Genomic DNA, 19141 nt, shown 5'->3' with positions numbered 1-19141 from the left:
TTAGGGGGAGGGCGGATCCGTCAAACGCAGCCATTTTGTGCATTTTTGACGCTTTGACGGCGGGAAAACGGCAAGTCCCATCCAATCTTGCGAAGTCTTGAGTGGTAGCGGACGGGCCGACACCGCAGCCTCAAAGGCAAAGAAAATCTTTATACGCAAACGAACAAAACCTTGCCTTTCACCACTCATGTCGGTTTAAACTGCATGTCCGCCAAAATTTAAATTATTTATGATCAACCAATTGCGCTCTCGAAAGCAGTCAGTCGGCTTCCTGATGACCGTTTTGTTGTTTGCCTGGCAGGTAGGCCAGCCGCTGCAAGCAGCGACGTTTTACTGGGACGGCGGTGACGCGAGTGACGCTGGCAATTCGGTGAACGGCGACGGCCTGGGAGGTGGCGGAGCGTGGGACACGACTACTGCCAATTGGTGGCCGGAACCCGCCGGAGCGCTGACCACCTGGGGTGACACCAGCTCAGATATCGCGATTTTCACGGGGCCGCTCTCGTTCCCTCCCACGTTGAACACGGTGACGCTGACCGGGGCGCTGACGGCCAATCAACTGCAGTTCTGGCGTTCCGGCTACACGCTGACAGGCGGCACGTCCCTCACGCTGGCGGGTGCCAATGCAGGTATTTTCACGTCGCTCGGCGACTCTGCCATCATCAACAGCCTGATCGCAGGCACTGATGGCCTGACAGTGACCGGAGGCGGCTCCCTCCGCCTGGGGAATGCAGGCAACACCTACACGGGGGTGACCACGATCAGCAATGGCACGCTTATCATCAGTGACACAGGGGTTTTGGGAGCGGACGTTTCCGCCATCTCAATCCTGACCACGAACGCGACTCCGCAGAACACCACGCTTTACGGTTTCGGCGGGGGTTCCCTGGTTCTCGACGGCACATCGGCGGGATTCGATTTCTCCCGTAATGTCAATATGGAAGGTCGCGGTCCGATCGGCCAGAGAAGCGCCGCCATCATCAGCCTCGGCAACAACACGCTGTCCGGGACGATCAGCACTGCCATCAGCCCGCTGGCTCCCGTGACGCTCCGAAACAGCGCCATCAACAGCGTCAACGGCACCCTTTCCCTTTCCGGCACGGTCAACACCGGCGGCACCTCCGCCACCACCTTTCTGTCCCTCGGCGGCATCAACAGTGCGGGCAGCGGCAATTTCAACCTCACCGGCGTGCTTGCCGGGACCGGTTCCATCGAAAAAGCGGGTGGTGGCACGATTCTTTGGAATCCGTCCAGCACTTCCGGCTTCAGCGGTACCCTGCGGATCAGTGCGTCAGGCACCGGACAGGAAAGTTCGGTCCTCGTCACCCAGCTCACAGCCGGAAGCACCAGCATCTTTGGGACCAACACGGTTTCTGGGGATGATCCCAGCGCCATCGATCTGAACGGCGGCATTCTGGAGTTCCACAGCGAGAACAGCCTGAACTTCAACAGCCTCACTTCCGGCAAAAACGTCTATCAGCGAGCCTCCTCCACCGTGTATGCGGGTCCTGGCCTGGGTGGGCAGGGCATCAACAGCACAATCACGCTGGGCACCTATCGCGTCGCCGCAAACACCACCGGCACGTTCAACAGCCGAAATGGCTACGGGTTCACCTTTCAGGCATGGACTCAGGAGTCCAGCACCAACCCCAACACCATCACGAACAACATGGGTGGCACCCTGCTTTTCACCGCAGGTGCCTGGGGCAACAGCGACACCACCGCCCGCACTCTGACCATCGGGGGCAATGGCAACACGGTGATCACCGGCAGCATCACTGCCAGCGGAGCTGCCCATGTTCTCGCCAAGTCCGGCAGCGGGAACCTGACGATCATCGGCACTGCATCGACCTACACCGGGAACACCAACATCACCGCCGGCGCCGTCCAGATCACGGATTTCCGTTCCATCAACAACAACACCTCGGCGATTTCGCTGGGCAACGCCACGACGACTGGCGGCAACCTGATCATCGGTGGCACTGGCGTCACACCAACTGCCGCAGGCCTTACAACCAGCAAAACCATCACTCTAAACACAACCTCCGGGTCCAACTCAATCTACGCCAATCAGACGGGTTCGAATCCGGTGGTTCTCAACGGGGCAATCACCAAGATCGCTGCCGCGACCACGGGTGCCTTGATTCTGGGTGGCACGAACGCCGCCGACAACATCATCAACGTGGTGATTCCGGTGGAAACCACCCCGAGCACTGGCGGCGTGACGAAGATCGGATCCGGAACGTGGGTGTTGAACGCAGCAAACACCTATGCGGGTGCCACAACGATTCAGAACGGCACCATCAAACTCCGCGCCACGGCTGCTGCTTCCGACGTCATCAAGGAAGCGGCATCCAACACCATCGTGTTCAGTGGCAACACCACCACGGGAACAGCCGGCGGCACCCTGGAGTTTCGTGGATTCTCAGGTGCGGCAACGACGGAAACCTTGGGTGCCCTTACTCCCACGGCAGGGGCCGCCACGATCCGCCTTCTGGGCAATGATGCCGCAGCCAGCCTGACTTTCACGAGCCTGGGGGCGACTGCTGCTGCATCGAGCGTGAACTTTGACACCTCGGGGGCGAGTGGAGGCATCATCACCCTCACAGGACAGGCGGCGACCAGCGCCACCAACCTGCCTGGGACGGCCAACTTCCTGGGGCATTTGTATCTCAATGGCGCTGACTTCGCCGTCATCAACGGCTCGGCGCAGGTGGTGGCCCCAACTTACGGAGCATCCGGGAACTTCCGCGAGGCCGCCACCGCTTTGACAAGTGCGGTGCACAACAAGCTCACGGACAGCTTTTCGAGCGCCGCGATCACGGTGTCCTCTCTCGTCACCAACAGCAAGACCCTCACCATGAGCGGCAATCTGACCGTCTCGACCGGGGGCATTCTGCAATCTGGCGGCGCGGCGTCCATCGTGAGCGATAGCGGAACTTCCCGGCTCATCCTGGGGGCGGCGGCGGCCACGAACATCGCCATCCGGGTGGATGGTGCCTCGGATGTGCTGAACATCGGCTCTGCGACGAATCCCATCAACATTGGTTCGGCCCAGACAGGTGGGCTGACCAAAAATGGAGCTGGAACGCTTGTTTTCTTTGCCGCGAATGCCCAGACGGGCACCGTCAACATCAACGAAGGGACGATTGAACTGAACGGGCTCAATGCCCGTCTGGCCGCCGCCGCAGGCGTTGCCACGGTGATCAGGCAGAATGCATCACTGGACTTCAACACTGGCGTGGCATTTGCGGCCAATCCGACCGTGGCTGCGCTCGACGGGGCCGGGACGATTCAAAACATCGGGTCGGCGGATGTCACTGTCGTGCAGACCGGTGCTGGAACCTGGGCCGGCAGCTTTAATGAAACGGGAAGCGGCAAGTTGAATGTGAGCAAACTCGGAACCACGGGAGCGCCGACTTGGAGCGGGATCAGCAACTACACTGGCGTCACCACAATCGGAGGCACCACAGGCTCGGTGACAGTGGACTACCTGGCGAACGGCGGTCAGAACAGCGCCATCGGCGCCTCCAGCAACGCCGCGTCCAACTTGGTGTTCAGCGGCACCACCGGGGGCATCATTTATCGTGGCAGCATCATCGAAGGAGCCCTCACCTTGGGCTCCCGATCCGCGACCACCGACCGTCTGTTCACACTCTCAGGTACCGGTGCCACGCTGTCATCGACCGTTTCCAACAACAATGCCATCATCTGGGGCAACACTGGCACCATCGTCCATGGGACGAACGCGAACCGGACGCTTTTCCTCGCGGGGACCTCGACCGGCGACAACACATTCAATCCGCAACTGACGGACAGCACAGGCTTTGCCACCAGCCTCACGAAACAAGAAGCTGGCCAGTGGAATTTGGGCAACAGCAACAACACCTACACTGGAGCGACCACCGTCGCCAACGGCATCCTGGGACTTAATGCCAATGGGGCGCTGCCTGCGAACAGTCCGCTTGTGCTGGGGAGCACCACAACTTCCGGCATCCTTCAAATGTCGGGCACCTTGGCCCGTGATTTGGCGGTCAGTGCCACGGCGGGCGTTGGCACCATTACATGGGGCGGCACGACTGGTGGTGGCGGATTTGCCGCTCATAGCACGCCGCTCACGGTCACCTTGAACAGCGGTGCGGGCCTTAGTTGGGGCAGCGGTGGTTTCGTCGGCACGGGTGGCACGCAGGCCCTTGTTTTCGGTTCTGCCAGTGCCATGTCGGAAGTGATCTTCACGAATGCCATCGATCTCGGTGCCGCCGTTCGCACGATCACCGTGAACAGCAACACCAACACCGGAGGCGACTTTGCCACCCTCAGCGGCGTGCTCTCAGGTGCGGGCGGGGGTATCCTGAAAAACGGCACCGGGGTTCTGCGCCTGACCGGTGCCAGCATTTACACTGGTACCACGGAGGTGCAGGCGGGCACGGTGGTGGTCACCTCACTCGGCAGCAGCACTGGAAGCGGGTCCAGCGGCGTCGGGGCTGACGGGGTGACCATGGACAACAGCAACGCCATTGTCCTTGGCAACGCCACCACCACTGGCGGCATCCTCCAGTATGTCGGCTCCGGTGAAACCAGCGACCGCAAAATCCGCCTTCGTGGCACCACGGCAGGGAATCAGATCCACGCCGACGGCTCGGGCCCCCTCATTCTCACCAATGTGGCTCATGACACGACGGAGACTGGCAACAAAACGCTTTCCCTTCGTGGATCCAACACGGCTGACAACATGATCACGAGTGCGCTGACGGACAACGGCGCGGGCGTTCTCAGCGTGACGGTGGATGGCAGCGCCACCTGGATCCTCACGAACAGCAGCAACACTTACACTGGCACGACCACGGTGGGTGCTGGTGCGCTGGGGATTGGAAGTGACACCGCCATCGGTGCGACGCTCACCATCTCCAACGGCAATGTCTTCGCCTACGGCGGAGATCGCACCCTTGCCAACACGCTCAACCTTGGCAACAACGCGACGAGCGCTTTCATCGGCAACTACAGCCTGACTTTCAACGGGACGAACAACCTTGCCGCGGGCGCCAACAACGTGATCCTCAGCAACAGCGTTGCGGCGGGGAAAGCCGTCACCTTCAATGGTCTTCTGGCCAATTCCCTGACCGCGACTCGCGCGTGGACCATGGGCGGAAATGGCGAAACCATCATCAATGGTGACTTCACCACCAGCACCGCGTTCGGCGTCAACATCACCTTCTCAGGCAATGGCATTTTGACGCTGGGCACCAATGGTGCCACCTCCAACTGGAATCAGGCGGGCAGCGCGTTGGACCTGGACCGCGGCACTCTGAGATTCACTGCAGACAACGCCATTCCGTCGGCGACTGCCGCGAACACCGGCCTCACCCTCAGTCCTGAGCTTGCGACCTTCGACACGGCCACCGTGGATTTGAATGGCACCACTCAGACCATCACCACGCTTACCGCCACCACGGATGGAACGGTTGTCATCGACAACACCTCGGACCTGGCCGCCACATTGCGGTTCGGGGCCAATGACACCGCAGTGAACTTTGGCTCTGGTTCGGGCGCTTACTCGATTGCCAACAGCGGCACGGGTGCTCTGTCGATCGTCAAACTGGGAAACACCAGCGCGACCTTCGCCGCCGGCCTCAGTCTCGGTTACCAGGGTGCGACTCGCGTTGAAGGCGGCACTCTGACCCTGGCATCGCCGGTCAACGGCACCACTTCCCTTGCAGCGGTCAACAGCGGCAGTGTCCTCGCCCTCACTGGCGGCATTGCATCTCCGGGCGTCATCACGAACGTCGTGGTTGAAAATGGCGGCACGCTGAGCCTCCTGGACGGTGCTGGCAACCGGTTGAACGGCCTGATCAACCTTCAACTCGGCTCCACTGGCGGCACTCTGACCACTTTGAATCTCAACGTGGGCGACAGCACGACCCCTGGTGACAATCTCAACACGGATCTTCTTTCTCTCATTGGCGGCGGCACTCTTTCTTTGTTCGCAGGCAACAAAATCTCCTTCAACCTCACGGATGCGGGGCTGAACCCCAACCAGGAGTATGTCCTTCTGGATGCCTCCGCCATCGGAGGCGGGTTCCTTGGCGGACCGCTCAGCATTGGCGACTACGTTCTCGGCGGGACCCCGGGCGGCTTCACCTCGATCAATCTCACCACCAACTCCACCACCAACCAGATCATCATCACCACAGGTGATCTCATCACAGGTGACCTCTTCTGGCGTGGCCTGGCTGGCGGGGGCACGGACAGCACTTGGAATGCCAGTTTGAACAACTGGTCCCAGGACAAGGGCAACACCACACTCGCCACCACCATTCCCGGACAGGGCACCGATGTGATTTTCGCCATTGATTCAGCATCCGGCGCGGTAGCCACCACGCTGGAGCAGAACTTCAAGATCAACTCGCTCACTTTTGAAGCCGGAACTTCCACTCCTGCGTCCGTCACCATCGGGTCTGGAGCGGTCAGCACCAATCGCCTCGAAGTGGCGCCGCAGAACAACACGGACGGGGTCGCGATCACTGCGGGAGGGCCTGCCTCCGTCACGATCTCCGCTCCATTCCGGCTTGGCACGGATCAAACCTGGACGGTGGCGGATTCCGCATCCGTTTTGACCATCTCGGGAGCGCTCCTGGGCGACAAACAAGTCGTCAAGACCGGCTCGGGCAAAGTCATCCTCTCCGCTGCCTCTGATCCTACGTTCAACGGATCCGGAGGGGCCAATTTCACCGTCAACGGTGGCAATCTGGAGATCACCAATGTCGGTGCCTTGGGAACTCTTGCCGTCGGGAACCTCGCCCCTGTGACGGTGAATTCTGGCGGTGCGTTTTATTACAATGGAACGGCCGGGACAGTCGCCAACGACCTGACTCTCGGTGGTGGCACGCTTTCGGCCGGAACGGGCAACCAGACCTACAGCGGCGCGGTGAACGTCAGCGGTGATTCCTTCATCAACATGGCTGAAAACAACGGTCCGGCTGCAAACACAGCCCGCAACATCACGCTCTCCGGTGCATTGACTGGCAATGGCAGCCTGACCATTGACAGCAACAACACCGTCTCCAGCGGCAGTCAAATCGGGGGCACACTCACCATCAACAATGCCGGCGGCACTTGGGACGGGGACTTGTTCTTCAATGAGGGCACGGTCACCATCGCTGCGGCGGCCAGCGCGGGAGTGCTTCCAGATGACATCACTTTCAACAGCTTCGGACGGTACATCGTCCAGGGGGTGGACGCCCGGACGATCGACCGTGCAGGCACCCTGAACCTAGCCGCCGGTGCCGTTGGAGAATTCCAGGTGGATAATACGACCACCACGCAGGTCACCGATTTCACGGTGAATCAGAACGGCCTTGTCACCCTCGGCGCTGGTGGCACGGGAGCAAGTCTCCGGGTGGCCCTCGTGGACACATTGGCGAAACTGAACCTGACTGGTGGAGTGCTGCTCGGAGGGAACAGCAGCATCTCGCTTTCCAATAACGCCGCCCGCGTGCTCACGATCAACAGCGTCATCAGCGACGGCGGCAGCGGCTATTCACTGGCCATCAATGACGACGCGGGTGCGTGGGCTCAAACCAACGGCACAGTCCGCCTCGCCGGGCTGAACACTTTCACCGGCGCTTTCGCCTTGGGTGAGGGCATCGTCGAATTCAACACCGTGACCAATGCCGGGGGCGCCGCCAGCAGCCTCGGTCAGGGCAGCACCATTTCCCTGGCGGGGGGCATTCTGCGGTTCACTGGCTCCACCAGCCAGTCCACCAATCGTGCCATCTCCACAACGGCTTCATCGACTCTCTCGGCCGACGGAACCGGCGGGGCCAGCATCACCTACAGTGGCGCCATCACGCAGGCGACGGACAACGGACTCACGCTGACCGGCACCGCTGGCAGCCTTGGCGTGATCACAGGCGGCATCACCCAGGTGGGTGACGCGGCCGACCTGACTGTCAACGGCGGCACCTGGACTCATGCCACCGGCACGACCCGCATCGGCGACGACCTGAGCCTGACCGGTGCCACCACGATTCTAAATCTGAACAGCGGTGTGTTCCGGGTGCGTGACGACTTCACCGTGACCGCAGGGGCCACGCTGAACCTGAATGGCACCGGTGCCTTGTCGTTCAGCACGGCCACTCTGAGTGCTGATGCGTCTTTGCGTGCCACGGCAGGTGGCGTGATCAATCTTGGTGCCAATGCAGCGGTGCTCGCCACCGATTTCGACGGTCTGCGCATCGGTGTGGACGCAGGCGGCGCCTCGGGTGTGCTGAACATGGGGGCCTTCAGCCTTTCGGTCAGCGAGTTCATTCTGGGCAATCGCAATTTGGACCGTGAAGGTATCGTGAATGGTGTGGGCGTGCTGACGGTGACCGGCAATCTCGATGTGTATGAGGGCACCATCAACGCCAGCCTCGCCAGCAGCGGCAGCAACACGTTCGAAAAGTTCGGGGTCGAAACGGTGACCCTGAAAGGGGACAACAGCGGCCTGAACGCCACCGGCTCCACGATCATCTACGAAGGTACGCTGGAACTCGACTACACCGCCAACACCGCCACCAAGCTGCGCACCGCGACCACTTTGGACCTGCGTGGCGGCACCCTCCTCATCACTGGAAACGCGGGCTTGAACATCGCCCAGAGCATCGGCACTCTCACCCTGGCCAGCAGCGGTTCCAGCACCATCACCGTCAATCCGGGCGTCGGTCGCGAGGCGGTGCTGAACATGGGCTCGATCACTCGTGTTGCCGCCGCGCGTGCGGGCGTGGTCCGCTTCAACCTTCCCGTCGGCTCCCAGAGCAGCACGAACGGGATTACCACCACGGCCAGCCTCACCAATGGCATTCTGGGCGGTTTTGCCACGGTGAAGGATTCCAGCGGGACTTGGTTTGCCACCAAGACCGGCGACAACGTCACGGGCCTTGTCTCAACCACCAAGAATGACGTCTCCACCTGGGTTGCCGGCGACAACATCACGGACGCAGGCACTGGATTCACAGGCACGGTGACCAACAACTTCATCAACACCCTGCGTTTCGACGCGGTCGCCGGGTCCACCTTGAATGTCAGCGCGGCAGGCACTCTCAGCCTCGGCAGTGGTGCCATTCTGGTGACAAACAACGTCACTGGAAACTCACGCATCACCGGCGGAAGCATTGCCTCCGCTTACATTGGAAGCGGAATCGGCGAAATCATCGTGATCCAGGACAGCTCAGGAACCTTTGAGCTCCGATCAGCCATTTCCGGCAGCCAGACGCTGACCAAGGCTGGCACCGGGACCATGTTGCTGGCTGGCTACAACAGCTACACGGGCGGCACGGAACTGTTGGAAGGCATTCTCCAGGTTTCCGGTGGCAATGCCATCGGAGACACTTCGCTGGTCTCTCTTGCCACGTTAAAGGGTTCCACCCTCCAATTACTGGCTGACGAGACGATCGGCCGCCTCCAAGGCGGGCAGAGGGGGACCGATGGTGACTTTGGCGTCGTGGCCCTCGGCGGGAACAATCTCACGATCAATCATTTGGGAGGAAACACCACTTATGCAGGGTTCTTCACCGGCTCCGGCGTCCTGACGTTGGGTTCGCTCAGCAACAGCAACCTCAATCTCACCAACATCAGCACGGGCTTCACGGGGACCGTTGTGGTGAATGGCGGCCTGTTCCAGATGAGTGGCGTGGGACAGGTGGATGCGTCGAGTTTCGTCATCAACAATGGTGGCGCCCTGTTGCTGGACAACAATGGTGGCACGCGCTCAGGCACCCGCATCCTGGACTCGGCGTCCGTCACGCTCAACTCGGCGGCCGGAACCTTTGCAGGTGAGCTCGTTGTCCGTGGCCTTGCCATCCGCACCAATCAGAATGCCTCCACCAATGAGACGATTGGAAATCTGGTGTTCCAGTCTGGTGCCAGTTATCTGACCGGAGAGGCCAGCGGGACGACGGGCGTCGCGCAAATCATCGCGAGCAATTTCATCCGCAACAACAACGCGACTGTCATGGCGCGTGGTCGTGCGCTGGGTCTCACCACTGGTGACCGTAACCAGTTCCGCATCGGTGACGCCACGAATCAGACCACCTTCATCAGTGGTTTGGTGGGTGGAGCGGGCGCCGCTGGCAGCAAGACGATCAGCATCGTGCCTTGGGCGATCGGTCAGACGATTTCAGCGACGGCCACAGTCAACGACATGGGCGACAGCCTTGTCACTTATGATTCAGGCGCAGGCTTCCGCCCCCTGAATCTTGCCACCGAGTACGACACCTACGCGGCCGCCGCAGCGACCAGCAACGTGCGTGAAAGCCTCACCACCGACCTGACAGCGCTGAGCGGCACGACTGTGAACGCGCTGGTGATTCACAACAACAACACAGCGGCCTCCACCCTCAATGTCACTGGTTCCGGCAGCGGCCAGGCGCTTCAGGTCACCAGCGGTGCCTTCCTGTTCACGCTGAACACGGCTGCCACGGCATCATCGGTGCATGGCGTCACTCTCGGCGGTTTTGACAACGGCATTTCCGTGGGCGGCACCAACGAATATCTGTTCTATGTCGTGAATCCTTCGTCATCGGCGACCACTCCGCTGCTCTCGGCTGTCATTGACTCCACCTTGGTGTCCGTCGCGGACATCACAAAATCAGGCCGTGGCACATTGCTGCTGACAGGCACCAACACCGCAGGCGGGGGGGCGCGGAAGACCACGATCAACGAAGGCGTCCTCGAAATCGGCGATCTCGACAACATCGGCGGCAGCAGCGGCCAGCTTGTCTTCGGCGGCGGCACCCTGCGTCTGTCGAGTGGCTGGTCGGGGGACGATTTCACCGAGCGCCAGATCACGCTTCTCACCGGCGGCGGCACGTTGGATACCAACGGGATCGATCTCACCGTGAGCAAGAGCCTGGGCGGCGGCGTGGGCAGCTTCACCAAACGGGGCGCCGGTCTGCTGACGTTGGACGGAGCCTTGTCGGTCGCCACATACACGGGAGACACGAACATTGTGGATGGTGGCCTGGCCCTCAACGGTGGAACGAACAATCGTTTGTCCTCGTTGACTGACCTGACACTCGGCGGCGGCACGACTTCCGGCCTTTTGCGCCTGGGGAACTCTTCGGGAGCTTCAGATCTCACGGTGGCATCGCTGAGCACCGCAGGAACTGGCACCGCCAACAAGATCGTGGGTGGCAGTTCCACAGTTTCGGTTCTCACCATTGACCAATCGGTCATCACCACGTTCTCCGGAGATGTCGGCGGAGCGAATCCAGACGAGGACAAGCTTGCGCTGGTCAAATCAGGTGTCGGAAGTCTCACTCTTTCAGGCGCGGTGATCAACTACACGGGAAGCACCACCGTCAATGGCGGTACTTTGAACATCACCGGATCGACCTCTGCTCCTCTTCAGACCAGCGGCCTGGTGGTTGCTGCCGGAGCCACCTTCAATGTGGTCAATGGAGCAGGCCAGGGAGTGGATCTCGGCGCGGGGCCGCTGAACCTCGGCGCGGGGCTTGGAACCGCCATCCTCGGGCTTGAGCTTGGCTCGACCAGTGACTACGACCATTTCTTCACCTCGGGTGCTGCCACCACGGCCAACCAGGTGGTGTTCAATCTGACGGGCCTGTCCGGCTTCGGCGCGGGGAACTACGACCTGCTGGCTGCTTCAGGGGGGCTCAACAACGCCACGTATTCGATTGGCAAGCTGAGCGGCTCCTTGACGGGCGTCACGCTCAGTTTGAATGCCTCCGACACTCTTGTGCAGCTCTCCGCAGCGGCCTCCAGTGGAGACATTTACTGGAACGGCACGATCAACAACAGTTGGATCGGCATGAATGGCATCAACACCAACTTCGCCAGCGATCTGGCGGGCACCACGAACGCCAACGGGACGCCGGGCGCAGCGAGCAGTGTCTTCTTCAGCACCAGCAATCAAACTGGCACCAACATCAACACGACTCTGGATGCTGTGTTCAGCATTGCGGACCTGACCTTCAACAACTCCCTCGGCTCCGGCCCGCTTGGCTCGATCCTCATCGCCCCGGGCACAGGCGGCAGCCTCACCATCGCCAACGGCATCGAGGTGCAGACGGGAGCTGCGCCGTCGGTCACCATTTCCGCTCCGGTGGTTCTTGGGGGAGATCAGACCTGGACCGTGACAGATGCAGCGACGGCCCTGACCGTCAGTGGCGGCATCAGCGGCACAGCCAGCCTCACCAAGGCTGGGGACGGTATTCTGCGTGTCATTGGCACCAGCAGCTACAGCGGAGCCACCAATGTCAATGCAGGTATTCTTGCCGGCGGGGCGGCCAATGCGTTCAATCCCACCTCGGCTTACACCATTGGTGCCTCCGGAACCTTGGCGCTGAATGGATTTGCCCAGACCATTGGCTCTCTCAGCGGTGTCGCCGGCGCGAACCTGGTCAATGGAGCAGCCAGCGGCAACGTGGTTCTCACGGTGGGGGATGCCACCAGCACCACCTTCGCGGGCAGCATGTCCAACGCCGCCGCCGCGACGCTCGGGCTGACAAAAGCGGGGACGGGAACCCTCACATTAAGTGGCACCAATACCTTCACCGGCGCGACCATCGTGCGCGATGGCGTGCTGTTGATCAGCGGCAGCACCAATACGGGTGCGGGTGGGATTGTGGTGGGTGACACTGCGGCCTCTCGTGGTCGCTTGCTCATTAACAGCGGAGCAGACCTGACCAGTGCGGATCTGGATTTTGGCAGCAATGCCACTGCCGCAGGCGCGGGTTACCAGTCCGGCAGCAACGTCACAATCACAGGGACGGACGGGACGAATCGCTTCGCACTGGGCAATGTGGCGGGTGGTTACGGTTATTACCAGTTGTCAGGCGGAGTGCTCAACACGGCCCGGTTGACCGCCGCTGGCAACAACTTTGCCGGTGCCACAGGCGTGTTTGTGCAGACTGGGGGCACCATGAACGTGGCCACCTGGTCTGTCATTGGCCATGGCAGCGGTAATGCGTTGGTGGACATCTCCGGCGGCACTTACAATGCCGGCGGCAGTTTCGCGCTCAACCACGTCGCCAATGCATATTCAGTGGTCAATGTGCGCGGCTCAGGTTTGATCAACCGAACCGCTGGCACCATCACCCTCATGCAGGGAAATGCCAACTCCGTGAACAATGTCGGCATCATCAACCTGCTGTCCGGAGGAACCATTCGTACCAGCACTGGCGGCATTGCTGTTGGGGCCGGGACCGGAAGTTCCGGAAACATTTCACTGCTCAATGTCAATGGCGGCACACTCGTCACCAATGCCGCCACCACGACTTTGGTGGGAGTCTTCGCCAATGCGGCACACACAGCCACCAGCGGAGCCTACATTTACAGCGGAGGGCTCACCATCGACACCAACGGCTTCAATTCCACGTTGCCCGCTGCCTTGCTCGCTCCCACAGGAGAAGGTGTCGCCAGCATTGCGGTTGTGGACCAGGGCAGCGGCTACATCGGTGCGCCGCTGATCAAAATCACCGGAGGCAGCGGCGTGGGCGCTACTGCTATCGCCAACATGGTGGATGATGGCACTGGCAATGGCACGTTCAAGATCGCCAGCATCACCATCACCAACCCCGGAACAGGGTACCTGAACACGGATGTCCTCACGCTGGCCTTTGGTGACAACACAGCCACCTACACGACCCAGGCCACGTTCGGAGCCGTTGTGTTCAATGGTGGCAACACCTCGGGGGGCATCATCAAGACTGGGGAAGGCACCCTGACCCTGACGGGGGCCAGCACCTACACTGGCGGCACCTCCGTCACTGCCGGGACCCTTGCGCTGGGCCTCAGCAACGCACTCGCCGATGCTGGCGATGTCACCGTCAATGGCGGCACGCTTAATGTCGCCACCTTCAACGACACTGTGGCAACCGTGAGCCTGCAGGCTGGTAGCATCACGGGCACCACGGGCGTGCTTACCTCGACGGCTGCATATGATCTCCGTGACGGCACGGTCAGCGCCATTCTGGCGGGTTCTGTCGGCCTGAACAAGACGACCGCTGGCAACGTCACGCTTGCCGGTGCCAATCTTTTCAGTGGAGCTGTCAGCGTCACCGCCGGCACGCTGTTCTTCTCAGGCAGCAGCAATCTTGGGGACGGATCTGGCACTAACACGATCAGCGTGAATGGCGGGACTCTCAGCTATACAGGCTCCAGCAATGTGGATCTCGGAAACAACCGTGTTCTTACCGTCGGTGCGTCAGGTGCCACCTTGAACGCCAGTGACTCGCTCGGAACAGTCCAGTTCACAGGCGGTGTCAATCCGTCCAGCAGCGGCAATCTGACCAAGACGGGGGCTGGAACGGTCGTTCTGGGTGGCACCACCGATCTCAATGGCGGGCAGGTCACCGTCAGCAACGGGACCTTGCGTGCTGAATTTGGCACTGACGGCATCGGTGCCCTGACAGTGTCTTCCACGGGTGTCATGAACTTTGGCAACGGAGCGGCGCAGGCGCTGGGCGGCCTTGCCGCGCTGACTTTGAACGATGGTGCCAGACTTGGCTTCGATCTGGACGGGATCACCAACGACAGCCTCACGGTGCTCAATGCCGCCACCGCGACAGGGACGATCATCCTGGACTTCTTCAGTGCTGGGAGCGGCATCGCGGCCGGAACTTACAACCTCATCACCGCCACCGGTGGTTTGAACGCCGCCAGCTATATCTTGGGCACCGGTATCAGCGGCTGGAACCTGGTACTGAACAAAACAGACACCTTGGTCACTCTGGATGCCACCCCGTTTGTGCCGGTTTACTGGCGCGGTGGACAGAACTTCTCATGGAACACGCTCGGTTCCGCGGCGGCCAACTGGACGACAGATGCAGCAGGTCTGATTGATGCCACCCAGGTCCCGCAAGCCAGCAACACTGTCGTCTTCAGTGCCGCTGGAGCGCCCTTCAGCAGTGGCACCGAAATCGCCACCACTCTCGATGCTGCGTTCACCATCGACAGCCTCGTGTTTGAAAGCGTGCCCGCCACCGTCACCGCTGTGACCATCAATCCGGGAACGGGTGGCAGCCTGGCGCTGGTCCCAGTGAGCACCACCGCAGGCATTGAGATCAAGGACAACGCGGGACTCGTCACCATTGCGGCCCCCTTGAGCATCGGCAGTTCCCAGACGTGGCTTGTCTCGGCAACAGGCGCCGGCTTGGTGGTCGCTGGAGACACAGTTTTCACAGGTTCTGTCACCAAGTCTGGAGCCGGGGTGGTCACGCTCTCGGGCAACAATTCCGGTGCGGGCGGACTAATGCTTTCCGGCGGCTCGTTGAACATCAATTCAGCGACCGCGCTGGGAACCGGCTTGTTCACGATCGGCGTTGGCACCACGATCGACAGCACCGGAGCGTCCGCCGTGGCTTTGACCACCGGCAACGCCATGAACTGGGCCGGCAGCTTCACCTTCACCGGGACTCGCTCGCTGGACCTGGGTGCCGGCGCGGTCACCATGCCCAACCACACAACCGTCACGGTCAACGGCCAGACGCTGACTGTGGGAGGCGTCATCAGTGACAATGGCAACGGTCGGGTGCTCACCAAAGCCGGTGCTGGAACGTTGGTGCTTGGCGGAACGAACACCTACAGCGGTGGCTTCAGCCTGCTTGGGGGTACGCTGCATCTCAACAATGCCGGGGCTCTCGGCTCGGGTCTTTTCACCATCGGAAGTGGCACCACTTTCGACAACATCAGCGGCGGCGCTTTGACTCTGTCCGGGAATGTGGCCCAGCAATGGAACGGAGCGTTTACCTTTACGGGTACGGATGATCTGAATGTCGGAACTGGCAGCGTCACTCTCAGCGGCGACGTTTCCGTCACGACGGTCACATTGGGCAAGACTCTCACCGTCGGCGGTGTGATGGATGACGGTGCCGGCACCTTTGCGCTGACCAAGTCAGGCACCGGAACGTTGGTTCTGGCCGGCAGCAACACTTATGGTGGCAACACTGTGTTGAATGAAGGTGCACTGGTGTTCACCTCGGCTCAGAATCTCTCCGCAGTCACCAACGGCCTCACGCTCGGTGCGGCGGCCGGCAGCACCAGCTCTCTGGCCATGCAACTGGACGCCAGCGCCACCTTTGGCGGCGCATTCGTTGCCCAGACCAGCAATTCGGTCGCCAACACCATCACCATCGGTGCCGGCCAGACCTTGCGGATCAACGGTTCCTTCACGGTCGGCTATAACTCGGCTGCCAACACCACGACCAAGCTCACCGTCACCGGTGCTGACGGCACGTTGACCATCGGTGCCGCTGGTGCCCCGACCAACGCGAACTTCCAGTTGGGCAACGGTGCCACCTCCAGCATTTCAAATGCGGGGACTTTGGACATGAGCGGCCTTGGAACTTTCTACGCCAATCTGGGCACCGGCACCTTCCGTGTGGGATCACCGACCAATTCCGGTGGTGGTACGGCTGCTGGCTCCACCCTGATTTTGGCTGCCAACAGCACGATCATCGCCACCACCATCACCTCTGACAGCCCTGACACCAGCACGGTGACCCAGGCCATCAAGCTGGGCAGCGGTGCCAACATCTTCAATGCCACCACGATCACGATTGGTGGTTCAGGAAACCGCGCGCGCGGCACTTTGGACTTCAATGGCACCACTGGCACGATTGTTGTCCGTGGTCTTGATGGCGTGTCCCGTTCCGCGATGAATGTGCAAAATGGAGCGGCGAGCACTTCTGCCGCCCTGTTCGGCACCGTGGACTTCACCGGACATAATGCGGACCTCCTTGTCAGCACCCTTGCCATCGGCGGACGCAGCGCAGGAACGACCGGAGGCGGCACCGGCTTGTTCACCTTTGACACGGGAGTGCTGGATGCCACCGCCATCAATCTGGCGGCTCGCACGGGCAGCACATTGACGACTGCCACTGTGACTGGAACGCTGAATCTTGCCGGCGGGGCGGTGACCACGGGCACGGTCACCATGAGTACGAACTCGGTCTCCACCGCCAGCACTTCGGGCGACGCCGTCTCCACCGTGAACATCAGTGGCAGCGGAACCAACACCATCACCACCATGACCATGGGTGTTCTTTCTGTCTCTGGGGCGACCAACGTCGCTGGCTCTGACACCAACGCCACGGTCAACGTTTCCGGTGGCACCACCACCGTCGGCACGCTGACCATGGGTGCCAACAACTCGACCGCTGCGGCCGTGAATGGTGCGAACACCGCCACTTCCACTCTCAACATCAGTGGCGGCACATTCGAGGTCACGAACAACCTCACGATGGGACAGACTACTCTCCGTGCCTTGAACACAGCCACGGCCACCATTTCAGTCACAGGCGGGCAGCTCACAGTGGGTGGCAACATCCAGTATACCAACGGGCTGGGAACCGAGAACAACACCGTCACCCTCGACGGTGGCATCCTGGACATGACCGGCGGGAACATCGGCAGTGCTGCGGCAACGATCACGTTCAACGCCCAGTCTGGAACCCTTCGTAATCTAAATGAGGTCAACGGTGGAGCAACCGTGACCAAGACCACCACGGGCACTTTGATCCTCGACACCGCCAATGCCTTCACGGGACAGACCGTGGTCTCGGCTGGCGTGCTCGCAGTCAGCCATGGAGGTGCGTTGGGTGGCACCACCAACGGCACCAGTGTGGCGGCGGGCGGCACCCTGTCGCTCTCGGGTGGAATCACGGTGGCGGGTGAGACGCTGGCACTGGCAGCAGGCGCGGGTGGAAGCTCCACGCTCAACAATCAGAGTGGCAACAACACCTGGACCGCGAATGTCACGGTGGACACGGGATCGGACGGGTCCAACCGCGTCCTCTTCAACTCTGATTCGGGCAAACTGACCGTCAGCGGGAATGTGAACCTCTCTGCGGGGACCCAGGATTTTGTGCTGCGGGGCGATGGCGATGGCGAAATCAGCGGGCAGATCACCGGTTCCCAGCGCCTCTTCAAGAGTTCCGTCGGAACGGGCACCTGGATTCTCAGCGGCGACAACAGCGCCACCTTCACCGGACGCACAACCATCGGCAATGGAGCTCTCCAGGTCGCGTCGGAGGCCAATTTGGGGGCGACACCGGGCTCGTTTGTCGCCAATCAACTGACCGTGGGCGGTGGCAGCACTCAGGGGACGCTCAAGACCACAGGCACCATGTCACTCAGCGCGAACCGCGGTGTCACCGTCGCCAATGGAGGTGGTGCCTTCGACACGGCGGCCTCCACAACATTGACGATTGATGGCGTGGTGGCAGGCGCTGGTGCTGTGAGCAAGGCCGGGGCAGGAACGCTCAAACTGACCGCCGCCAACACCATTTCCGGTCCTGTCAGCGTTCTGGCGGGCGTCCTGGAAGTGAACAATACCTCCGGTTCGGGCACTGGCACCGGCGATGTCACTTTGAGTGGCAGCGACACCACATTGGCGGGCTCAGGAACGATTGCCGGAAGCGCTGTCCTCGGAAGCGACACGATTCTGGCACCGGGTGAGGGCGCTGCCGCATCAAGCAACAAGACGCTGACCTTCACAGCCGCCACCTCCATCACGGCAGCCAACACCGCGCAGATCCAATTGGGTGTCACCTCGGCCGATTCGATCGATGCAGGTTTCGCCGCGTGGTATCAGGCGAATCCCGGCGGCGATGCAGCCGGCTATCTGGCATCGCTGTCCGGAGGCATTGCTGACACCACCTGGAACAATGCACCAGCGGGCAGCCATGACTACATTTCCGCCAGTGGCACCATCGTTCTTGGGAACACGTCCACTGGCGATGTGCGCGTCGCAGTTTCACTGAACGGATTGACCTCGGTGACCTACGGCAGCGTCTTCAACCTCCTCGACTGGTCCAAGGCTTCCACCACAGACCAAAACTCGCTCTCAACCATGAGCGGCGGTGCCTTCAGCCTCGCCAATCTTCAGTTGGAGGACTTCTCGGGCGCGTTGTCTGGTTTCGCCTGGGACACGAGTGTGTTCGACAGTTACGGCATTCTGGTGGTTGTGCCAGAGCCCTCCAGGGCATTGTTCCTCCTGCTTGGCTTGTTTGGATTGCTGATGCGCCGCCGCCGCGCGCGTGCTTGAGAGGGCACCATTCGTCTGCCACTGGGAACTTTCGTTTCCTGGTGGCGAGATGATTGCGAACAGCCAGGCAGCTCCACGGGGAGCGAAATGGAA

At 61.1% G+C, this 19141-nt stretch carries 1 protein-coding gene; it reads left to right on the top strand.

All coding sequences use genetic code 11. From position 1 onward, the window contains the following. Positions 1–274 precede the first annotated feature (274 nt). Positions 275–19048: an autotransporter-associated beta strand repeat-containing protein gene (locus IAE77_RS17225; RefSeq protein WP_294228976.1), complete on the top strand. Its 18774-nt coding sequence runs from the start codon at positions 275–277 to the stop codon at positions 19046–19048. Positions 19049–19141 lie beyond the last annotated feature (93 nt).

Origin of the sequence: Prosthecobacter sp. (assembly GCF_014879935.1) — a bacterium.
GTDB lineage: Bacteria > Verrucomicrobiota > Verrucomicrobiia > Verrucomicrobiales > Verrucomicrobiaceae > Prosthecobacter.
The sequence above is the reverse complement of the archived record's forward strand: the minus strand, read 5'-3'. Positions and strand labels throughout refer to the sequence as shown.